Source organism: Chitinophaga oryziterrae (assembly GCF_009758125.1).
Classification (GTDB): Bacteria; Bacteroidota; Bacteroidia; order Chitinophagales; family Chitinophagaceae; genus Chitinophaga; species Chitinophaga oryziterrae.
Map to the genome: position 1 here is coordinate 22,219 of NZ_WRXO01000007.1, position 20,206 is coordinate 42,424.

19 protein-coding genes are annotated in these 20,206 nt (G+C 43.6%); 11 read left to right on the forward strand and 8 right to left on the reverse strand.

Annotation, left to right across the window (positions count from 1 at the left end):
* Positions 1 to 22: 22 nt before the first annotated feature.
* Together GO495_RS21735 and GO495_RS21740 are read left to right on the forward strand one after the other, a co-directional pair.
* Positions 23 to 796, forward strand: a complete 774-nt coding sequence (locus GO495_RS21735) for an ABC transporter permease (RefSeq protein WP_157301841.1) — start codon at positions 23 to 25, stop codon at positions 794 to 796.
* Positions 793 to 1,581 (forward strand): ABC transporter ATP-binding protein, encoded by a 789-nt coding sequence (locus tag GO495_RS21740; protein WP_157301842.1) that lies wholly within the window; start codon positions 793 to 795, stop codon positions 1,579 to 1,581. The genes GO495_RS21735 and GO495_RS21740 overlap by 4 nt, the downstream gene beginning before the upstream one ends.
* 468 nt (positions 1,582 to 2,049) lie before the next feature.
* On the opposite strand, the gene bioB is transcribed toward GO495_RS21740, so the two are convergent.
* From bioB to GO495_RS21765, 5 genes are all read right to left on the reverse strand, one after another.
* Positions 2,050 to 3,051 (reverse strand): biotin synthase BioB, encoded by a 1,002-nt coding sequence (gene bioB / locus GO495_RS21745; protein WP_157301843.1) that lies wholly within the window; start codon positions 3,049 to 3,051, stop codon positions 2,050 to 2,052.
* Between the two features lie 70 nt (positions 3,052 to 3,121).
* Complete coding sequence (locus GO495_RS21750; RefSeq protein ID WP_157301844.1) at positions 3,122 to 4,222, reverse strand: M42 family metallopeptidase; 1,101 nt, start codon at positions 4,220 to 4,222, stop codon at positions 3,122 to 3,124.
* Complete coding sequence (locus GO495_RS21755; RefSeq protein ID WP_157301845.1) at positions 4,215 to 5,093, reverse strand: UbiA prenyltransferase family protein; 879 nt, start codon at positions 5,091 to 5,093, stop codon at positions 4,215 to 4,217. Before GO495_RS21755 ends, GO495_RS21750 begins: the two co-directional genes overlap by 8 nt.
* Positions 5,094 to 5,096: 3 nt before the next feature.
* A complete protein-coding gene (locus GO495_RS21760) occupies positions 5,097 to 6,635 on the reverse strand; it encodes an acyl-CoA carboxylase subunit beta (protein WP_157301846.1) in 1,539 nt (512 codons plus the stop codon).
* A gap of 84 nt (positions 6,636 to 6,719) precedes the next feature.
* Positions 6,720 to 7,160: a hypothetical protein gene (locus GO495_RS21765; RefSeq protein WP_157301847.1), complete on the reverse strand. Its 441-nt coding sequence runs from the start codon at positions 7,158 to 7,160 to the stop codon at positions 6,720 to 6,722.
* Positions 7,161 to 7,310: 150 nt separating this feature from the next.
* Between GO495_RS21765 and GO495_RS21770 the strand changes: the two genes are divergently transcribed.
* Positions 7,311 to 8,294, forward strand: a complete 984-nt coding sequence (locus GO495_RS21770; protein WP_157301848.1) for an acyl transferase — start codon at positions 7,311 to 7,313, stop codon at positions 8,292 to 8,294.
* Positions 8,295 to 8,455: 161 nt separating this feature from the next.
* Positions 8,456 to 9,094, forward strand: coding sequence for a class I SAM-dependent methyltransferase (locus GO495_RS21775; protein WP_157301849.1), 639 nt, complete (start codon positions 8,456 to 8,458; stop codon positions 9,092 to 9,094).
* Positions 9,095 to 9,148: 54 nt separating this feature from the next.
* On the opposite strand, the gene GO495_RS21780 is transcribed toward GO495_RS21775, so the two are convergent.
* Positions 9,149 to 9,907, reverse strand: coding sequence for a hypothetical protein (locus GO495_RS21780; RefSeq protein WP_157301850.1), 759 nt, complete (start codon positions 9,905 to 9,907; stop codon positions 9,149 to 9,151).
* Positions 9,908 to 10,309: 402 nt separating this feature from the next.
* On the opposite strand from GO495_RS21780, the gene GO495_RS21785 reads away from it, so the two are divergent.
* The gene (locus tag GO495_RS21785) at positions 10,310 to 11,869 is read left to right on the forward strand and encodes a T9SS type B sorting domain-containing protein (RefSeq protein WP_170302704.1); all 1,560 of its coding nucleotides are present in this window, start codon (positions 10,310 to 10,312) and stop codon (positions 11,867 to 11,869) included.
* Here the strand turns inward: GO495_RS21785 and GO495_RS21790 are convergent.
* A complete protein-coding gene (locus GO495_RS21790) occupies positions 11,862 to 12,227 on the reverse strand; it encodes a response regulator (RefSeq protein WP_157301852.1) in 366 nt (121 codons plus the stop codon). The two genes, GO495_RS21785 and GO495_RS21790, sit on opposite strands and share 8 nt — an antisense overlap.
* A gap of 10 nt (positions 12,228 to 12,237) precedes the next feature.
* Positions 12,238 to 12,975, reverse strand: coding sequence for a sensor histidine kinase (locus tag GO495_RS21795; protein ID WP_157301853.1), 738 nt, complete (start codon positions 12,973 to 12,975; stop codon positions 12,238 to 12,240).
* A gap of 435 nt (positions 12,976 to 13,410) precedes the next feature.
* On the opposite strand from GO495_RS21795, the gene GO495_RS21800 reads away from it, so the two are divergent.
* The 6 genes from GO495_RS21800 (at position 13,411) to fcl (ending at position 20,199) form a co-directional block, all read left to right on the forward strand.
* The gene (locus GO495_RS21800) at positions 13,411 to 14,091 is read left to right on the forward strand and encodes a response regulator (protein WP_157301854.1); all 681 of its coding nucleotides are present in this window, start codon (positions 13,411 to 13,413) and stop codon (positions 14,089 to 14,091) included.
* 292 nt (positions 14,092 to 14,383) lie between these two features.
* The gene (locus GO495_RS21805) at positions 14,384 to 15,055 is read left to right on the forward strand and encodes a polysaccharide biosynthesis/export family protein (RefSeq protein WP_240915294.1); all 672 of its coding nucleotides are present in this window, start codon (positions 14,384 to 14,386) and stop codon (positions 15,053 to 15,055) included.
* A gap of 48 nt (positions 15,056 to 15,103) precedes the next feature.
* Positions 15,104 to 17,488: a GumC family protein gene (locus GO495_RS21810; protein WP_157301855.1), complete on the forward strand. Its 2,385-nt coding sequence runs from the start codon at positions 15,104 to 15,106 to the stop codon at positions 17,486 to 17,488.
* Between the two features lie 167 nt (positions 17,489 to 17,655).
* Positions 17,656 to 18,192, forward strand: coding sequence for a UpxY family transcription antiterminator (locus GO495_RS21815; RefSeq protein WP_157301856.1), 537 nt, complete (start codon positions 17,656 to 17,658; stop codon positions 18,190 to 18,192).
* A 36-nt stretch (positions 18,193 to 18,228) separates the two neighbouring features.
* Complete coding sequence (locus GO495_RS21820) at positions 18,229 to 19,248, forward strand: mannose-1-phosphate guanylyltransferase (protein ID WP_157301857.1); 1,020 nt, start codon at positions 18,229 to 18,231, stop codon at positions 19,246 to 19,248.
* 9 nt (positions 19,249 to 19,257) lie between these two features.
* Positions 19,258 to 20,199: a GDP-L-fucose synthase gene (fcl, locus tag GO495_RS21825; RefSeq protein ID WP_157301858.1), complete on the forward strand. Its 942-nt coding sequence runs from the start codon at positions 19,258 to 19,260 to the stop codon at positions 20,197 to 20,199.
* The last annotated feature ends 7 nt before the right edge of the window (positions 20,200 to 20,206 follow it).

Consider the following 20,206-nt stretch of genomic DNA (forward strand, 5'->3'; position numbering starts at 1 on the left):
TATTCTTCCCTTAATTATTTATATGAAAAAGTTATTGCAACCTTTTGCTGTAGTAAGCAAGCAGACATTTATTATCATGGTGTTGTTTCAGGTAGTGCTGGCATTGGTATTGTGGCATACCACCTCTAACGGATTAATGCCACAACCTGGTAAAGTGGCTGCTGCGCTGATACAATTATCCACTACAAAATTACTGATAGATAATGTGCTGGTAAGTCTGACACTTACTTTAAAAGCAATGCTCTATGCGATTATTATCACTTTGTGTTTTGCTTATTTATCCGTGTTACCATTTTTCAGAAGTATCGCGGAGTTTATTGTAAAGTGCAGATATCTCACTTTAGCCGGGCTGATATTCGTGTTTACACTACTTACACAAAATGGGAGTGCATTAAAGCTCTGGTTACTGATCTTTGGTATAGTACCGTTTTTTGTCACTTCTTTTTTATCAGTTATCGTAAATATTCATCAGCAGGAATATGACTTGTGTAAAACACTTGGTTATAGCAAATGGCGTACTTTATATGAGGTCATTATTGTAGGTAAAGCAGATAAAGTACTGGAAATATTACAGCAGAATTTTGCTATCGCCTGGTTGATGATTACCATGGTAGAAGGGTTGAGCATGAGTGAAGGTGGTATTGGTGCATTACTGATTAAATACAATAAGTATAATGATTTAACAAACGTGCTGGCCCTGCAACTGGTTATTTTCTTTTTGGGATTGTTCTTTGATTTCTTACTGGCAACCATGCGCAGATGGTTATTTCCTTACACAACTTTAGCAACAAAATGACAGCATATACTAAACAGGATGTGCTTTTGCAGGCAACAGATGTTTGCCTGAGCTATGATGGTACTCCTATACTACATGATATTAATTTTAGCATCAGGAACATTGTTCGTCCTGGTGTAAGCCAGGGACAGGTGATATCTTTATTAGGAAGAAGCGGGGTAGGTAAAACACAGTTGTTCCGGTTAATGGCGGGTTTGCAAAAGCCAACCTCAGGTAGTATAACCATTAATGGGAACAAGCAGGTAGAAGCCGGGGATATGGGTGTTGTGTTTCAGCACTATTACCTGTTTGAATGGAAAACTATTTATCAGTCGCTGAGAATGGCTACCAGTCAGAACCCTCTCTTGAAAGGGAATGAGAAGGAAGCGATAGAAAAGTGGGCGGCAACATTTGATATTACTGCATGTCTGCATAAATATCCTCAGCAGTTATCCGGTGGGCAGCGTCAGCGGGCCAGTATTATGCAGCAGTTATTGAAAGGATCTAAATTCTTATTGTTTGATGAACCGTTCTCAGGGTTGGATGTTTGTGTGCTGGATAAGGTAGTAGATATGCTGCTGCAGGTATCGATGGCGGATGAATTGAATACGCTGATCATCGTTTCTCATGATATTGAGACGAGCGTAGCGATATCTGATACGGTGTATATACTGGGTAAAGAAGAAGGCGGGTCTACGATTAAAAAGGAAATAGACCTGGTAGAGAGGGACCTTGCCTGGCATAAGGATGTTCGCAGAAATAAGGCGTTTGCCGATACGCTGGATGAGATAAAGGCTAGTTTGTAGCTAAAGATCTGTTCCCTGAAAAGACCCTGTTAAAAAAGAGCCTGGTCAATACTACTCTTCAATAAGCTACGTGATTGTAGCACGTCTTACAAAACACAGAAAGAACCTAAACGTTCCTGTAAACGCTTTATAACTGGTATATAAGCCCTCTATAAGCCCACCCTAAATAAGGTGGGCTTATAGAGGGCTTATAGGGGACTATGAGTGGGCTTATATAGGGCTTATATCACCATAAGCAGTGAATGTCAGTAGGTTATAAGTAGTAATTACTATTTAAATGCGTTTCATTACTGATTATCAATTCATTAAAATATATAGAAGATTATTATGACAGGAAATACCCAAAAATTCAATGTCATTTAGCCAGGGCTAATATAAAAATGGGGGTGACTTCTAAAAAGTCACCCCCATTTTATAGAGAAGATAGATGATTGCTACAAACACTGAGCTAACAGAGCTCTATTATGTTTAGTTATTTATCATGATTGGTTCCTGGACTTCATGGTCTTTGAAAGCGGCTCTTGCTTTCAGTCCCAGCAGTTCGAACATCATATGATCTTCTTCGAAGGAAGGATTGTCTGTAGTTAAAAGTTTCTCACCGGTGAAGATGGAGTTCGCGCCTGCCATGAAACACATGGCCTGTTCAGCAATGCTCATTTCAGCACGGCCGGCACTGAGGCGTACCATTGCTTTAGGTATTACCAGGCGGGTAGTAGCGATCATCCGTACCATATCCCAGAAGGCTACTTTAGGCATGTTTTCCAGTGGCGTACCTTTTACGCGGGTTAATGCGTTGATGGGCACGGAATCAGGATGTTTAGCCAGGTTGCTGAGCGTATGCAGCATGCCTATGCGGTCTTCATGAGATTCGCCCAGGCCGATGATACCACCGCAGCATACGCTAACACCCGCTTTCTGTACGTTTTCGAGGGTACGTAAGCGGTCGTCGTATGTACGGGTAGTGATGATCTGTTCGTAGTATTCACCGGAAGTATCCAGGTTGTGGTTGTAAGCGTACAGACCGGCATCAGCCAGTTTCTGTGCCTGGATTTCAGTAAGCATACCCAGGGTACAGCAAACTTCCATTCCCATTTCATTTACACCTTTTACCATGTCCAGTACGCGGTCAAAGTCGCGGTTATCGCGTACTTCTCTCCAGGCAGCGCCCATACAGAAGCGGGTAGAGCCTGCTTCGCGGGCTTTCTGCGCGTATGCCAGTACTGCATCTTTCTGCAGAAGGCCGTGAACGTTGATATCTGTATTATAACGGGCTGCCTGTGGGCAGTAGGAACAATCTTCGGAGCAACCGCCGGTTTTGATGGAAAGCAGGGTACAAACCTGTACTTCCGCAGTATCCTGTGTTTGTCTGTGAACAGAAGCAGCACGGAACACAAGCTCCAGCAAAGGCGTATTATAGATTTCTCTTATTTCTTCAATGGTCCAGTCGTGACGGATCTGCACATCTTGCATAATAATCTAATTTGAAAAGCAAACCTACAAAAAAAAGTATAAAAAAAATTTAATGCCTCAAAGTGTTGTTTTAGAGGTATTTAAAGTTCGTTTTAGGCGTAATATTCAGCAAAGTCTGATAAATCAGGTGAATAGTGTTCTCAATATCTTCCTTCTTGACCATTTCTACCGTGGTATGCATGTAACGCAACGGCAGGCTGATAAGCGCAGACGGGGTACCGTCATTTGAGTAGGCAAAAGCGTCCGTATCTGTACCGGTGCTGCGGCTAACCGCATGCAACTGATGAGGGATATCGTTCTTTTTGGCCGTCTTGATAATAAGGTCCCTGAGGATATTATGTACAGCAGGGCCGTAAGTAATACTAGGTCCGCCGCCACACTTGATCTCCCCTTCAATATTCTTATTGATCATAGGAGTGGTGGTATCATGGGTTACGTCTGTAATGATCGCCACGTCAGCTTTGATGCGTTTAGCGATCATCTCAGCCCCACGCAGTCCTACTTCTTCCTGTACCGCATTCACGATGTAAAGGCCAAAAGGGAGGGACTGTTTTTTCTCTTTCAGCATACGGGCCACTTCAGCGATCATGAATCCGCCGATACGGTTATCGATAGCGCGGCATACGTAGTAGTCGTGCGCCAGTTCTTCAAAACCATCTTCAAAAGTAACCACACATCCCACATGGATACCCAGGTTCTCTACTTCCTTACGGGTGCGGGCGCCACAGTCCAGGAAAATGTTATCAACCTTAGGCTGGGGTTCTTTGCCTTCACCACCACGCATACGGGTATGGATGGCCGGCCAGCCGAACACGGCTTTCACTGAACCATTCGCTGTATGGATATTCACGCGTTTAGACGGCGCGATCTGCTGATCGGAGCCACCATTGCGGATAACATAGATTAATCCTTCCGGAGATATATAATTTACGAACCAGGATATTTCATCAGCATGCGCTTCGATCACTACTTTAAAAGGTGCTTTGGGATTGATGATACCCACTGCCGACCCATAAGCATCTACATAATGTTCATCAATATAGGGCTGTAAATATTCCAGCCACAGTCTTTGTCCTTCCTTCTCAAAACCAGTAGGAGAAGGGTTGTTCAGGTAATTGCGCAGGAACGTAAGCGCTTCCTTGCTCAATATGGATTTTTGCTTCTTAGACATTGCTGTTGTTGTTAATGATTGTGCAAAAGTAAGGAATTAGCCAGCAGCTTTTTACTGCCAGGATATGCAGCAGTGCAGATAACATTACCATGCCATCCAGCACACTGTAATAAAAGAGATCGGAACGGGTGTGCATCGTATAACGTGTAAGCAGCGCGGTTATCAGCACCGGGGCGAGCAGGAACAATATTAATGGTAAAGGGAAGCAGCATGCAAAACCTGCCGAGAATATCAATGAGCAATAATATAAACGTCTGAGGTTGTGCTTGCTGAGGTAGGTAATGAGCGAGCGGATACCTTCCTTTTTATCTGCTTCAAGGTCCCTGTAGTCGAAGAGGATACAAATGGCATATACCAGGAAGAACCGGTGAAGGGTATAGGCCACTAAAGGAAAGGTGACAGACTGCCCTGCTATGAATACAGGTAACAGCGTAGTTACGTAAGTCCATACAAAAGAAAGGAATAATGTTTTGCCGATCGCTATCTTTCGCAGCCATACAAAAGCCCGCTGTGGCAGCTTGGGGGCAGAATACAGAAAGGTAAGGAAGGCAGCGCCGCCCAAAGGCAGCCAGTGGGCCTTTAAGAACCAGAAGCTATAGGCCGCACCGATACCACCTATGGCACAAAGCGATAACTGTAGCACCTTATGCCTGGCTCCCCAGAGTATCCTCTCAGAGGCGGAATAATCTGCCGGCGTCAGGTACCAGTGGAAGTTATAACTACTGATGGTCGCAAAGAATACGAAGATGTAAAAGTTGTCATTTACATCCCTGATATGGAACAGTGTATTGGTTTGCCATACCATCAGTACAGCACAACATGCTACATATATGGAAGAGAAGATGATAAAGTTTAGCAGTGCCCGGAACATAATTTATAACGGGATATTCCCATGTTTTTTCCGGGGCAATGTTACAACTTTATTTTCCAGCATTGCAAAGCCTTTGATCAGTTTAATACGCATCTGGTCCGGTACTATCACCTCATCAATATATCCTTTTTCCGCCGCCAGGTAAGGATTGGCAAAGCGTTCGGTATATTCTGCCACCAGTTCGTTCATACGTGCTTCAGGATCTTCTGCGGCATCAATTTCTTTTTTATAGATGATCTCTACCGCGCCTTTAGGTCCCATTACGGCAATTTCTGCCTGTGGGAAAGCAAAATTGAGATCGGCACCGATATGTTTGGAGTTCATTACACAGTAAGCACCACCATAGGCTTTGCGGGTGGTAACGGTGATTTTGGGAACAGTGGCCTCGCTGAGTGCAAACAGGAGTTTAGCCCCGTTGGTGATGATGCCGTTCCATTCCTGGTCGGTTCCGGGTAAGAAGCCCGGCACATCTACCAGTACCAGCAGTGGCACATTGAACGCATCGCAGAAGCGGGTAAAACGGGCGCCTTTTACAGAGGCCTTTATATCCAGTACACCTGCCAGGTGTCCCGGCTGATTGGCTACAATGCCAATACTGCGACCGGCTATGCGGGCAAAGCCCACCAGGATGTTCTCTGCATAGTCGCGGTGTACTTCAAAGAAGCTATCGGTATCTGTTACCTGGGCAATCACTTCCTTCATATCATAAGGCTGATTGGAGCTCTCAGGGATCAGGGTATTGAGTACGGTCCTTGTTTCGTCAGAAGGGGTATAAGGGTATACGGGCGCATCCTCTTCACAGTTCTGTGGCACATAGCTGAGTAGCTGACGGATATTCTGGATACATTCCACCTCGTTGGCACAGGCGAAGTGGGTCACCCCGCTTTTAGAGGCATGGGTATGCGCACCGCCCAGTTCTTCGGAAGTCACTTCTTCATGGGTAACGGTCTTAACGACGTTAGGGCCGGTTACGAACATATAGGAAGTTTCTTCTACCATCAGGATAAAGTCCGTAATAGCAGGAGAGTATACGGCACCGCCGGCACAGGGGCCCATTACGGCAGAGATCTGTGGGATGACGCCGGAAGCGCGGGTATTGCGGTAGAAGATGTCTGCATATCCACCCAGGCTCACCACACCTTCCTGTATACGTGCCCCGCCGCTGTCATTGAGCCCTACAACGGGAGCGCCGTTCTGCATGGCAAGGTCCATGATCTTGCATATTTTGCGGGCATGCGGTTCGGAGAGGCTGCCACCGTATACGGTAAAGTCCTGTGAGAATACGTAGGTGAGGCGGCCATTGATAGTACCATAGCCGGTCACCACCCCATCTCCGGGAAACTGTTCCTGGTCGGTGGTAAGACCGCGGTTACGATTATGTACGAACATGTCCAGCTCTTCAAAGGAGCCTTCGTCCATGAGCAGGGTGAGTCTTTCCCGGGCAGTAAGTTTGCCTTTTTTATGCTGGGAGGATATCCTTGCTTCTCCACCACCAAGGGAGGCGGCAGCGATGCGTTGCTGTAGTTCTTCAATTTTGTCCATGGAATCGCTTTGAGGTGTTAAAGACTGAAAGCCTGATAATTGAAGGTTTAATTTCAATTATCAGGCTTTCAAACCTAAGAATATTTATTGGTATTGTACTTCTACTTTAGGAGTAACGATGGTATCGCTGTGATTGTTGGCATCATCCACTATATATACGAGGTAGTGAACGCTGTCTTTAGGAATTGGATTGGCGCCTGTTTGGGGAAAGTCTGTACCTACCAGGTGCAGTACCACTTCCGCAGTAAGGTTGGCGCCTTTGTGGGCATCCAGTCCTGGCATGGGACGGCTTTCAAATGCAGTATCTGTTGGTTGGGTGTCATAGATAGCTGCAAAGTTGAAGCTGTTTTCAATATCCCCGTCCCCGTCTTTTACCCCGAAAGTAATGTCCAGTCCATAAGAGGAACTTATGGGTGCGGAAGAGTAAGATTTGAAGGTAATTACAGGTTTAGTACCCAGTGAATCCTTCTTACAGGCGGTGATAGCCGTCAAAGCAAACAGGGATAAAAAAAGCATTTTCTTCATATAACAAACCTACATTAAATTTTTAATTATAGCTAATATGCAAGGCTAACCCCGGCCATTGTATAATAACGTAATTTATGTCTTGTTTGTTACGTAAGCGGCCTAATTAAAGATATAACCTAAATTTGTGCGGTTTTAAAGAAGGCGACTATGAGCGGCATTAATACAGCATCTATATTTTCACTACAGGAGGAGGGCCTTGAAGCGGCTGCCCTGGAAGTATTTCGTTACCAGTACCGGGAAAATGCCCTGTATCAGGCTTATACCGATGCGCTTCATATAAAACCCGAAGCTGTAAAGACCTTACACCAGATACCTTTTCTGCCGATACAGTTCTTTAAAACACATAGCGTCACCTGCGGAACGTTTGAACCGGAGCTGGTATTTGAAAGCAGCGGGACCACGCAAACGGTTAACAGCCGTCACCTGGTAAAGGACGCAGGCCTATACGAAAAGAGCTTTATAGCCACTTTCGAGCGGTTTTACGGTCCTGTAGAAGATTTCGTGATCCTGGGATTACTGCCTTCTTACCTGGAACGTAAACATTCCTCCCTGGTATATATGGTGGAGAATATGGTAAAACGCAGCCGGCATGAGGCCAGCGGGTTTTACCTGTACGAACACGACAAGTTGTCCCAAAAGTTACAGGAGCTGGAATCCCGCGGACAGAAAACATTGCTGATAGGGGTGACCTTCGGCTTGCTGGACTTTGCCGAACAGTATGCCCTGCGCCTGGAAAATACGATCGTAATGGAGACCGGGGGGATGAAGGGCCGGCGGGAAGAGTGGACAAGGCAGCAGGTACATGCCTTTTTACAGGAAAGGCTGGGGTGCAAGGCCATCCACGCAGAATATGGTATGACAGAGTTGTTGTCTCAGGCATATTCCTATGAACAGGGATTTTTTCATTGCCCACCCTGGATGAAAGTGCTGGTACGGGATGAAAATGATCCTTTCCAGTTATATGAAGAACAGGCGGCCGGGGTGATTAACGTGGTGGACCTGGCTAACCTGGATTCCTGTGCGTTCATCGCAACAGAAGATATCGGCCGTTTACATGATCATGGTACATTTGAAGTGCTGGGCAGACTTGATAATTCAGCTTTGAGAGGTTGTAGTCTGATGGTGGGATAGTATTTGTTATTTTTATAATGTAGGATAATCTACTCACATAAGTAATGCCCATCATAGCCAATATGTCCTATATTGGTGTATATCCGACGTTATAAGAATCATCAGCATTGGTTGACAAACCTGAAAGACATCCTCATCCACTTTTCTAAATCCATACTTCCATGAGTAGCTTATATGTACAATATGGCTGTGGTTTCTCTTCTCCCCAAGGATGGAAAAACTTTGACGCATCACCCACCCTCCGCATTCAGCAATTACCCCTGATCGGCAACTTATTAAAACATCGTATGCATGTTACGTTTCCGGACAACGTACTGCAGGGAGACATCCTGAAAGGATTACCCGGTATCGCAGATAATTCCTGCGATGGTATTTACTGCTCTCATGTACTGGAACATTTATCTTATGATGACTTCATGACGGCAGTAAACCACACATTTAATTATCTGAAGCCGGGAGGGATTTTCCGTTGTGTAGTGCCTGACCTGGAAAAGGCTGCCAGGGAATATGTAGAGGACTTGTCTAACAATGATGATGAGGCGAATACAAAGTTCCTGGAGAAAACAAGACTGGGTAAGAAACAACGGAAACGTGGCCTGGCAGGCCTGTTGCAGAATACCATGGGGAATAGTGAACACCTGTATATGTGGGATACACTATCTCTCAGCAACATATTATATAAAGCAGGATTCAGCAGCGTACGACCTGCAAAGTTCAATGATTCTGAAGATGAGATGTTTAAACTGGTAGAGTCTCAGGGCAGGTTTGAAAATGCAGTTGCATTAGAGGCTATCAAATAATATTACGGGCTGCAAACACGACACTCCTGACGGAGCGAAAAATAAAATATTATATTACTCCACTCCGTCAGAAGCGTCGTGTTTGTCTGGTTCTGTTTGGAGCATCACTTTCTTCAGCAGGGCTTCCAGTTTTTCAGGATGCCCATTAATCTCCATCAATTCCTGCATATAAGGAAAACTCTGGTGGTCCATCCCGAATTTCTTCATCAGGTATAGGTCCAGTGTATCAATAGAATGTGAGTTTTGAATATGATTACGCAAAAAGAAGAGGAAGCTTTGTCTTTCTTTTTCCAATAAAAGTAACATGGCCATTTTTTCTTTCAGCGGGTCCTGCACATTCATGGCAAACAGCTGTAATACCTGCCTGAAATTTTTGTTGCTTAGTTCTGCAAAATGAGCAGGCAGAAAATCGAGACAGAAAAATTCGACAGTAAAATCATCAAAGATACCGGCGCTTAGCTGGTCTTCGTCTATATTGTACCAGGTAGCCCATTCCAGCAGGTCCTGTTTAGAAATCCCACCCTGTATCAGGCTCTGCAGATGATGTATAACACCGGCACGGGTAGGTACTGTATCCGGAGAATAATTAATATTATTGACGATATCCTGGTAGAAAGTCTCACTCATATCACGGGCCGCTTCCGTTAAAAGATAGGTAACATCAATACCATCTTCCATCAACAGGAAACTATCAAATTCTAATACTTCAGTAGTCTCTTCCAGGATCTCTTTCCTTGTTTTTGTTCCTTGTAAATAAGCTTTGATTAACTCAATGAAGTAAGTAGATGTAACAGACGGTGATTCATTCTTCATACTACAGGATTTTATCATTAAAAATTACATATCTCCCTGGCACACCTGTTATAACTAGTAGTATAGGCATAGGCAGCACGAATTTCCTTTGTTACAATATAGTATTAAAATCCCAAAAAAAACAGCAGGAATGCAAGGCACTGCGGTCGTATGTTAAATTTTAAGAGAACATTTACATTTCAGATACGTTAAATTCTCATTATCCATATATTATATAAAAATATATTGTATCTTTATGTTATTCCTGGGAATGCAATTACTATAACCATTTATGTAAAGGAATAGACAATATTCCTTTACTACCTATGAAAGAACGGATCCTATGAGGACATGATACCTGTGTCCGCAAGTCAGGCATTGATCGAAAGGCAATTCAACTTATTTATCAGACTTATGTATCCTATGAGCCGCAAGTGTAAACCTGTATCAATACAGATATGGGGAAGGGCATGCTATTACTTTATACTTTTCAGCAGCATTGTTTTCTGTAATACCATTTATGCTCAAAATATCATTTTAAAGAACCCGTCATTTGAAGGTTCTCCCGGAAGGGATTCTATACCAGCAGGCTGGTGTGCAGCATCCAACACGCCTGATATCTTACCCGGTGTTTTTAATATTAAACTTCCCGCGTCAGAAGGTAAAACTTATGCAGGATTGCATAGTGGTCCCAATTACAAGGAAGGGCTGGCACAACAATTACCCGGAGAACTGTTGGGAGGTATGGCTTATTCATTGTCATTAGACCTTGCTTACGCCCCCAGTTACTTATATAAGGCATGTTATGGCAGCCTGGTGATTTACGGGGGAAATACGCCCGGAGATACTGCGGAAGTACTATGGAGATCGGGAGTGTTTACAGACACTACCTGGAAGCATTATAATGCCGTACTGATGCCTTCTGCAAATTATGCCTATCTCTCTTGCTGGGCAGACCCTACGGAAGACTGCGATAAAAGCACTTTTGGTTCTGCCGTACTCATGGATAATTTTTCTACTATCAGAGAAATACTCAAAACGGAACTCTCTGCCTCTTCCAGTTGTAAACGTGTGAGTACGGGAACCGTAGCTGTGAAAGTAACCAGCGGGCAGGCCCCTTTTAGATATCTGTGGACACCCGGAAACTATACTACCGCACAGGTAGAAAACCTGGCTGCCGGTGTATATACAGTAACTATTACAGCAGCAAATGGTATCAGTGGCGGCGGACAGGCAATTGTTGCTGAATCTGATCTTCATGCAAAAGTGAACGTTACGACCTCCGCCTGCAACGGCGATAATAATAACCAGATCAAACTGGATGTAACCGGTGGTATACCGCCTTATCGTTTTTACATGGATGATGTGAAAGGACTGGATAATCCCGTTTTCCCCAATGTGTACCCTGGCGATTACACGGTGATGGTAAGAGATGAAGAATGCTGGGACAGTTTTCATGTAACCGTGAAAGAACCTGCGCCATTGCAACTGAGACAGGCATCTACGGTATCCTGTAGCTGTAGTGAAACCAATGATGGTAAGATCGTTTTAAAGGTAGAAGGAGGCACTGCACCTTACAAATACCGTTTGTATAATGAGGAGTGGAAAGAGGAGAGTACCCTTACTAATTTGAAAGCCGGTTATTATCAGTATGAAATAAAGGATGCCAATGGGTGTAACCTGGATGGCAATGCCAGTATTACTTCGCCCTGGCAGAATTGCCTGGTGGTAATACCGACGGCATTTAGTCCGAATGGGGACGGGAATAATGATGTGTTCAAACCAAAGATTTATGATGCGGTGAAGAACTACCAGATGAGTGTATATAATCGCTGGGGTGGACTGGTATTCCGTACTACTGATCCTAATGCAGGATGGGACGGGGCTAATAATCAGGCACAGTCATTCATTTATGTATGTACATTTAATGACAGGAATAATGAGAAGAAAGAGTTTACCGGTAGTCTGATGTTACTCAGGTAAGCAGCTTTTTCATGGCCTCGTGCAAACTGGTAAAGAGAAAAGGTTTAGTGATGTAACCCGCAGCGCCTTTCTGATAAGCCAGATTCATTTCGTCTTCTGCAGTTTTAGCGCTGAGTATGATTACAGGAATTTTATGGAGTTGTTCGTCCTGTTGAAATTGTTCCAGCAACTGATAGCCGTTTAGTATTGGCATATAGATATCACTGATAACAAGATCGGGGAGATGAATACGGGCAAGATCTACGCCTTCCTGTCCGTTGGTAGCAGTGATCACTGCATAATTGTGCAGTTCCAGTAAACTCTGTACTGTATCCAGTAATCCAGGTTTATCTTCAATCAGTAATATAGTATTACTCATAATGGGAATATCAGGGATATGGAAATTCTAATGTGAATGTAGTGCCTTGGTTCTGTTCACTGGTAACAAAAATCTCTCCATTGTTAGCAGTAACAAAGTTCCTGACGATATGTAAACCCAATCCGGTGCCTTCTATGTTATCTACATTGCTACCTCTGTAAAATGGCTGGAACAGATGCGGGATATCAGCAGCAGGGATGCCGATGCCATCATCTTCTATAGTAATAATGACGGCATGTTCCTCATACTTCAATTCTGCTACAGGCATTTTTTTATTGGAGAACTTCAACGCATTATTCAGGAGATTGGAGAAGATGGTAGATAATTGTTTTTTATCTGCAAGTATTTTAACGTGTGTACCGGACACTTTAATTTTGAACGTCCGCGCATCTTTCCTGTCAGTGAAGTATTGTGCTTTTAATTCCTGTAGTATTTCATGAACGTCTGTAAGTTCTTTTTTTATCTCTATACTGTTCGAGATGATATTACTCATTGTGAGGATTTCATCCAGTATGCTGTTAAGCTTAAAGATCTCTGTTGTTATTTTGGATATATTCTTTTTATAGAACGGATCCATGTAATTATCTATATGAAGTTTGGCAGCAATAAGATCTGCGGCAGATGAAATAGCTGTTAAAGGTGTTTTGAATTCATGCGAAATAATAGCAATAAGATTGCTGGTATTATCCAGCAAAGAGGAAGTGGCTTCGGCATTAGTGTTATTATTCACTGTCTTAAAGTTCGGCATATTCCAGTGGTTAACGTTTTTTTATGGCATATGGTATATCGGTGCATGTAGAAATTTGTTCACATTATTTTAATCTTAAAATTCCACACCCCTGTTTTAATGATTGGCTCTTTTTTTTACATTTGCTCACGACAATATAGCTAATTGTTAGATAATTATTTAGTTAATAGTTTATAATATTTGTTTTACTTTTATGCGAGAATAAACCGTTTGTTGCTATCTTATCCCAAATGCCCTACCCAATTTGTTACATAGAATATATCCTAATAAGAACTATCTAGCTATAGGTGCTTTTGTGGTAATATGTAATCCTTATTAAAATAAGTAGTTATTTTTTTAGTAGGATTCAGTTCGTTTCTGGAACCATTTTTGATTACTAATTATCCAATTGTACCATATAATTATTGAACCGAACCTTTTGCTAACATTGACCCTATGATCAACATTGGAATAATAGAGGATAACTATTTCCAGCTGAATAACTACAGAGAGTTTCTGGAAGATTTTCAGGAGTGCAAAGTTGTATTTGCATGCAAATCGATGGAAGAATTTCGAGAGCTGCCGTTTAAAGGGGAAGATGTAAATGTGATTTTATTAGACATTTCTTTACCCGGAGAATCAGGCATACAGGGGATGCAGGAATTAAAACGCATTTATCCTGAGTCCAAGATCATTGTACTTTCCGGCCATGATGGAAAACATTATGTGATTGAGTCCATACGTCAGGGCGCCAATGGTTATATAATAAAGACCAGTCGCCTGATGGAGATCTATCATTCTATCTTAGACACGATCAGTGAAGGGGGCACACTATCACCCAAAGCAGCACATTTGTTAATCAGCCATATTAATAAAGACCCATTAGAGGATATCAGGCACAAACTCACCAAAAGGGAGTATGAGTTGCTGGCTTTGCTAAAAGAAGGCTACTCATATAAGGAGATGGCGGATAAATTGTTCGTAACAGTTTTTACTGTAAATCAGCATCTTAAAAAAGTATATCAAAAGCTTAATGTTGCGACTAAATCGGAGCTTATTTCTAAAATATGGTCCAATAGTTTGGTTAGTTTGTTGCTAATCAGCTGTTTTATTAATAATTGTTTAGATATACTTTAACTGTACATCGGCCGCGACAGCAAAAAAGATACTACTATAGTTAGTAAGCACATTCGTGTTATAAGAAGCATTTATACTCTAGTGAGTAATACTTCGCGCATCATTGTTGTACTAATATTGTAATGCTGAAAAAGCGCGGAAGATAACCTTCAACTATTAAATTGGAATGATGTTTTTAAGAAAGGCTTGTTCAAACCTTATCATTATTGTGCCGATCCTTATTTGCTGTTTTTTTTCATCATGTGTCAGTACCAGGAATTCGGTTTATTTCAGAGATCTTCCGGATACAGTCATGGCACCGGTTGCAGGCAATTTCGAACCAGTGATCCAGAAGAATGATATACTGCAGATCACAGTGAGCAGCATGAATGTCGATGATGCAGTAATATATAATACACCCAGTATGGCCAACATTGGCGGTGCATCCACCAGTGGCCCACAGGCCGTAGGTTTCCTCGTTAGTGAACAAGGATTTATACAGTACCCGGTATTAGGTCAGGTGAAGGCTGATGGCCTTACGAAAAGTGAATTGACCAGGTATCTGCATGATCAGCTTGAACAGAAAAAATTACTGGTAGATCCGGTAGTGAGTATCCGTTTCCTGAATTACCGTGTAACGGTACTTGGGGAAGTTGGGAAACCAACAGTGGTCAATGTGGGGAATGAGAAAATAACGATTATGGAGGCGCTGGGCCTCGCAGGAGATATTACAGTTTTTGGAAAGAAAGATAATGTGCTGTTAATACGTGAAACAGATGGAGTGCGGACAGTAAAAAGACTGAATCTGAATAATAAGGAAATATTTTCATCTCCCTATTATTATCTGCGCTCTAATGATGTTGTATACGTAGAACCCAACAAGGCAAAGATTGGCGGTTCAGACAGAGCTAAACAAGTAATACCGATCGTCCTCAGTAGTTTATCATTACTGGTGATTATCCTGGACAGGCTGATACTTAAGTAGCCTTTGAGTTTTAACCAATCTTATTTTTAAACATTGCCCCGTAATTACATGCAAAAAAAGAAAACAGACATACGAAAGCAACAGGATGACCAAACAGACCTGTTTGAACTGGTGAAGAACAGGTATCTGCCTTATTGGCCCCTGTTCATACTGGTAGGTGCATTGGCCGTTGCAGGTGCGTTCGTATACCTGCGCTATACTACTCCGATGTACAGGATCGCTGCTTCTTTACTGATTAAAGATGATCAGAAAGGAATGGGATCTTCTATGATAGAAACACTTGACCTCTTTGGTTCCAGTAAACAGATTGATAATGAAATCGAAATACTGAAATCAAAAACACTGGCAAGAGAAGTGATCAGGAATCTGAACATGTATGGTGAGGTCATTGAACATGGACAGATAAAAGATGTGGTGCTCTATAAAACGATACCCGTTAAGCCGGTATTCCTGCAGCCTGATATGATTGGCCCGCTGGAGAATAAACTGGTGCCGCTGAAATACGATGTGGCTACCCGTCGCGTGTTCGTAGATGGTAAACCATATGCTTTAAACGATACCGTATCTACTCCCTGGGGGAAAATGTTGTTTCTGCCGGGTAATGTTTTTACAGGGAAACATGATTACTTCCTGCATATCTCCGGTGAGAAATTACTGGCAGTGCAATTTGCAGGTAACCTGAAAGTATCGCAGATCAACAAGCTCGCAAACGTAATAGGACTGGAATACAATGATGTGGTGCCATCCAGGGGAGAAGCGATACTGAATGAACTCATGCATGTGTATGATGCGGCCGCTATCGATGATAAGAATAAGACGGCGACCAAAACAATGGATTTTGTGGAAGGACGCCTGCGTATCGTGACAGGCGAACTGGGGCAGGTAGAATCTGAAATGGCGAAATTTAAAACGAAGGAAGGTATCGTAGACCTGAGTGAACAGGGCAAGTTATTCCTGGAAAGTGTAAAAGAGAATGACAGTAAACTGAATGAAGTGAATATGCAGCTGTCTGTGCTTGATTCTATAGAGAATTATGTGTCGGGCAGGAAAGAGGGGGAAAGTATGGTACCGGCTACACTGGGGTTAACAGACCCTGTGTTACTGGAACTTGTAAGCAAACTGTCTGAAACAGAAATGGAACTGGCACGGCTTCGCAAAACAACAGGGGAAAACAGTCCGTTGCTGGCTAGTCTGACCAGCCAGGCCAACCGGTTAACTCCCGCTGTATTGCAAAATGTACGCAACTTACGCTCTAACCTGAAAGCCGGCAAAGAGAAACTGACGGCAGAGAATGGGAAGTATATGGGCGTTCTCCAAAGTGTACCCGGAAAAGAGAAAGCGTTACTGGAAGTAAGCAGGCAGCAGGCCATCAAGAATAATATTTATACTTTCTTATTAGAGAAGCGTGAGGAAACGGCTTTGCAATATGCAGCAGCTATTTCAGACAGCAGGGTGGTAGATGTGGCAGAAGCGGATTCTTTCCCTTTCAGTCCACGCAGGTCCATGATACTGGGTTTATCCTTACTGGGAGGCCTGGCACTGGTAGCAGGGTTTATCACTATCAAGGAAATGTTCAACAGTGAGGTGATGTTCCGGGCAGACATCGAAAAAGGCACTTCTGCGCCGATTCTGGCGGAGATCATGCAGGATGAGCAGGCTCACCCCATTGCGATCACAGAAGGCAAACGTACCCCTGTTGCAGAGCAATTCAGGGCATTGCGTACCGCGCTGTCTTACATTGGTGTGAACGAAGAACATAAAACACTGCTGATCACCTCTTCCATCTCCGGGGAAGGAAAGAGCTTTATTGCCATCAACCTGGCTATCAGTCTTTCTTTAATGAAGAAGAAAGTGGTATTGCTGGAGTTTGACCTTCGCAAGCCTAAAGTGAGTAAGATGCTGAATGTATCTGTTCAGCCGGGGATCAGTAATTACCTGGCAGGGCATGCCGTACTGGGGGATATCCTGAAGAAACCGGTAGAAGGTAATGACTATTTTCACCTTTTATCCTGCGGGGTGATACCACCTAATCCAACAGAGCTGGTATTGAATGGCAGGCTGGAACATCTGCTGGCCACACTGAGAGCTACTTTTGATTATATTATCATAGATACGGCCCCGGTAGGCCCGGTTACAGATGCCCGCTTACTGGCCCCGTTTGCTGATGCTACCCTGTATGTGGTACGTCATGAGCGCACACCTAAGTTCTATCTGAAGATGATTGATGAATTGTATGAGCAACAGGACCTGGGTAAACTGAACATCGTTTTTAATGGGATTAAATCCCGTGGTTTAGCTGGTTACGCATCGGGCTATAGCAATGGCTATGGTTACGGGAACGGACTTGGTTACGGCTACGGATATACAGACGAACATAAGAACGGCAACATCAGGAAAAAGCGCTTTAACAAGCTCTTTAATGCCAAATCCTGATCAAACCATATCTTAAAATTGAATAACCTTCTATGCATTAAAAAGGCACTCATGTGACTGAGGAGGCGAAGCTATGCTCCCGGTTAACCCAATCCACCCTCTTTTGCCTTTATAAATTCCATATCAAGCTATTGCGATTAAATTAATTAACCATTTAAATCATGCCCATGGAACCAAATCCAAACAACTGGTATGCGGTGTATACCAAACCCAGATGGGAAAAGAAAGTGGCAGATGCCCTAGTTCGTAAACAGGTTGAAACTTATTGTCCGATTAACAGGGTCACGCATCAGTGGAGTGACCGTAAAAAGATTGTCGAAGAACCTCTTTTCAAATCTTACGTATTTGTACGTATTCCTGAATTATTAAAAACGACCATTCGCGAAACAAGCGGTATTGTCAACTTCGTTTATTGGCTGGGTAAACCTGCCCGTATTCCTGATCATGAGATTGAACAGATCAGGAGCTTTCTGAACGAGTACCAGGATGTGGAGGTAGAAAGCTTTCCCATTCATGCGAATGATCTCATCCAGATCACTTCCGGTCCGCTGATGTATCAGCGTGGAAGAGTGATCGAAGCTGCCAAGAACACTGTGAAAGTGGTGTTGTACAGCATGGGATTTGCGCTGACGGCTACTGTGAAGAAAAGCGAAATGGTCCTTATCAACAGTCAGGCGATTGCTCCGGTGAATGCTTCCATGTAAGCGCTTCCTCCTATTCATAAATACTTTCTATCTACCATGCAACATATCATACTATGCGGCGGATCAGGAACCCGTCTCTGGCCGTTATCGAACCGGCAGACGCCCAAACAGCTGTTACCCCTGTTTGACGGGCAAAGTTTATTACAACTCACCTGGTTGCGTAACCGTTTTGCATGTGACAGCGTGGTGGCTATTGTGAATGAACAACAGGCAGATGTCGTAGCGGAACAACTGGCCGGTTCGGGCGCTTTATCAGTATCGCTGATAGCAGAGCCTGTAGGGCGGAATACCGCTGCGGCCATTGCATTGGCCGCCTTTACCACTTCGCCGGACACTATCCTGCTCATTACACCCGCAGATCACCTCATCGGAACACCGGATCTGTATTCACACACTATTCTTACTGCCGAAAAGCTGGCCGCGGCGGGTCATCTTGTAACCATAGGGTTACAGCCCACTTACGCCGAAACAGGGTACGGTTATATTCAATACGCAGACCACGACGTGGTACGCTTTACAGAAAAACCGGATGCTGTTACTGCTGCTGCTATGCTTGAAAGCGGTGATTACCTGTGGAACAGCGGTATCTTTTGTGGTAAAGCAGGTGTACTGCTGGAACAGTTGTCGTTACATGCCCCCGTGATTTATGCTGCTGCCGCAGTTGCCGCAGCAGCATGGCTGGAAACAGGTGAGATCCCGTTGGCTGTAATGGAAGCGATTCCTTCGGATAGTATTGATTATGCCGTACTGGAAAAGAGCGATATCGTGAAAGTAGTGCCCAGTGCCATGGAATGGAGTGATGTAGGCGGTTATGAAGCACTGGCGCATGCGCTGGCCAATCATTACCGTTACAGCAATCACCAGGCAGTGTTTATAGGAAGCGATCCTGTGAATAGCATTGTAATAGGAAAAGATAAACTGGTAGCACTGGTGGGTGTGGAGAATGTAGTAGTGGTGAATACCCCTGACGTATTGCTGATCTTACAGAAAGGCAACGGACAGGATGTGAAACAACTGCACCAGTGGGTAAAAGAAAACAGACCTGAATTACTATAAAATCAACTTATGCAACTGAATGATAAAATATATATAGCAGGCCACCGTGGAATGGTAGGCAGTGCTATAAAAAGAAGGTTGGAATTACTGGGATATAAAAATATCGTGACAAGGAGTTCAGGTGAGCTGGACCTTCGTTCACAGGCAGAAGTAGGGAATTTCTTTGCACTGGAACAACCGGATTATGTATTCCTTGCTGCTGCTAAAGTAGGAGGGATCCATGCCAACAATACTTACCGTGCAGAGTTCCTGTATGAGAACCTGATGATAGAAGCGAATATCATTCATGCATCCTGGAAACAAGGTGTGAAGAAACTGATGTTCCTGGGCAGTTCCTGCATTTATCCTAAAATGGCGCCACAGCCATTACAGGAAAGCAGTCTGTTAACTGGTCCGCTGGAACCTACCAACGAACCTTATGCGGTCGCAAAGATTGCAGGTATCAAATTATGCGAAGCTTACCGTGATCAGTACGGATGTAATTTCATCAGTGTAATGCCTACCAACCTGTATGGCATTGGAGATAATTATCATCCTGAAAACTCTCACGTATTGCCTGCACTGATCAGACGTTTTCATGAAGCTAAAGAAGCGGGTAAACCAAGTGTAACCGTTTGGGGGACCGGTATACCCCGCCGTGAATTTATGTTTGCAGATGACCTGGCAGATGCCTGCGTATACCTGATGCTGCATTATGATGAGAAAGAGCTGGTGAACATTGGTACAGGAGAAGACCTGAGTATCCGTGAACTGGCAGAGACGGTGAAAGAGGTGGTTTGTTATGAAGGCAAACTGGTGTTTGATCCTTCCAAACCGGATGGTACGCCAAGAAAATTAATGGATGTTTCAAAATTACATAGCCTTGGATGGAATCATAGCGTGGAACTGAAGGATGGACTGGTACAGGCATACGCGGATTTTTTACGCAAACGTCATTTGGTAATCAGTTAATACTTAA

Bases quoted from the DNA above. Each gene is read 5' to 3' on its own strand.
- GO495_RS21735 (WP_157301841.1), top strand. From the start codon at position 23: ATGAAAAAGTTATTGCAACCTTTTGCTGTAGTAAGCAAGCAGACATTT.
- GO495_RS21740 (WP_157301842.1), top strand. From the start codon at position 793: ATGACAGCATATACTAAACAGGATGTGCTTTTGCAGGCAACAGATGTT.
- bioB (WP_157301843.1), bottom strand. From the start codon at position 3,051: ATGCAAGATGTGCAGATCCGTCACGACTGGACCATTGAAGAAATAAGA.
- GO495_RS21750 (WP_157301844.1), bottom strand. From the start codon at position 4,222: ATGTCTAAGAAGCAAAAATCCATATTGAGCAAGGAAGCGCTTACGTTC.
- GO495_RS21755 (WP_157301845.1), bottom strand. From the start codon at position 5,093: ATGTTCCGGGCACTGCTAAACTTTATCATCTTCTCTTCCATATATGTA.
- GO495_RS21760 (WP_157301846.1), bottom strand. From the start codon at position 6,635: ATGGACAAAATTGAAGAACTACAGCAACGCATCGCTGCCGCCTCCCTT.
- GO495_RS21765 (WP_157301847.1), bottom strand. From the start codon at position 7,160: ATGAAGAAAATGCTTTTTTTATCCCTGTTTGCTTTGACGGCTATCACC.
- GO495_RS21770 (WP_157301848.1), top strand. From the start codon at position 7,311: ATGAGCGGCATTAATACAGCATCTATATTTTCACTACAGGAGGAGGGC.
- GO495_RS21775 (WP_157301849.1), top strand. From the start codon at position 8,456: ATGAGTAGCTTATATGTACAATATGGCTGTGGTTTCTCTTCTCCCCAA.
- GO495_RS21780 (WP_157301850.1), bottom strand. From the start codon at position 9,907: ATGAAGAATGAATCACCGTCTGTTACATCTACTTACTTCATTGAGTTA.
- GO495_RS21785 (WP_170302704.1), top strand. From the start codon at position 10,310: ATGAGCCGCAAGTGTAAACCTGTATCAATACAGATATGGGGAAGGGCA.
- GO495_RS21790 (WP_157301852.1), bottom strand. From the start codon at position 12,227: ATGAGTAATACTATATTACTGATTGAAGATAAACCTGGATTACTGGAT.
- GO495_RS21795 (WP_157301853.1), bottom strand. From the start codon at position 12,975: ATGCCGAACTTTAAGACAGTGAATAATAACACTAATGCCGAAGCCACT.
- GO495_RS21800 (WP_157301854.1), top strand. From the start codon at position 13,411: ATGATCAACATTGGAATAATAGAGGATAACTATTTCCAGCTGAATAAC.
- GO495_RS21805 (WP_240915294.1), top strand. From the start codon at position 14,384: ATGGCACCGGTTGCAGGCAATTTCGAACCAGTGATCCAGAAGAATGAT.
- GO495_RS21810 (WP_157301855.1), top strand. From the start codon at position 15,104: ATGCAAAAAAAGAAAACAGACATACGAAAGCAACAGGATGACCAAACA.
- GO495_RS21815 (WP_157301856.1), top strand. From the start codon at position 17,656: ATGGAACCAAATCCAAACAACTGGTATGCGGTGTATACCAAACCCAGA.
- GO495_RS21820 (WP_157301857.1), top strand. From the start codon at position 18,229: ATGCAACATATCATACTATGCGGCGGATCAGGAACCCGTCTCTGGCCG.
- fcl (WP_157301858.1), top strand. From the start codon at position 19,258: ATGCAACTGAATGATAAAATATATATAGCAGGCCACCGTGGAATGGTA.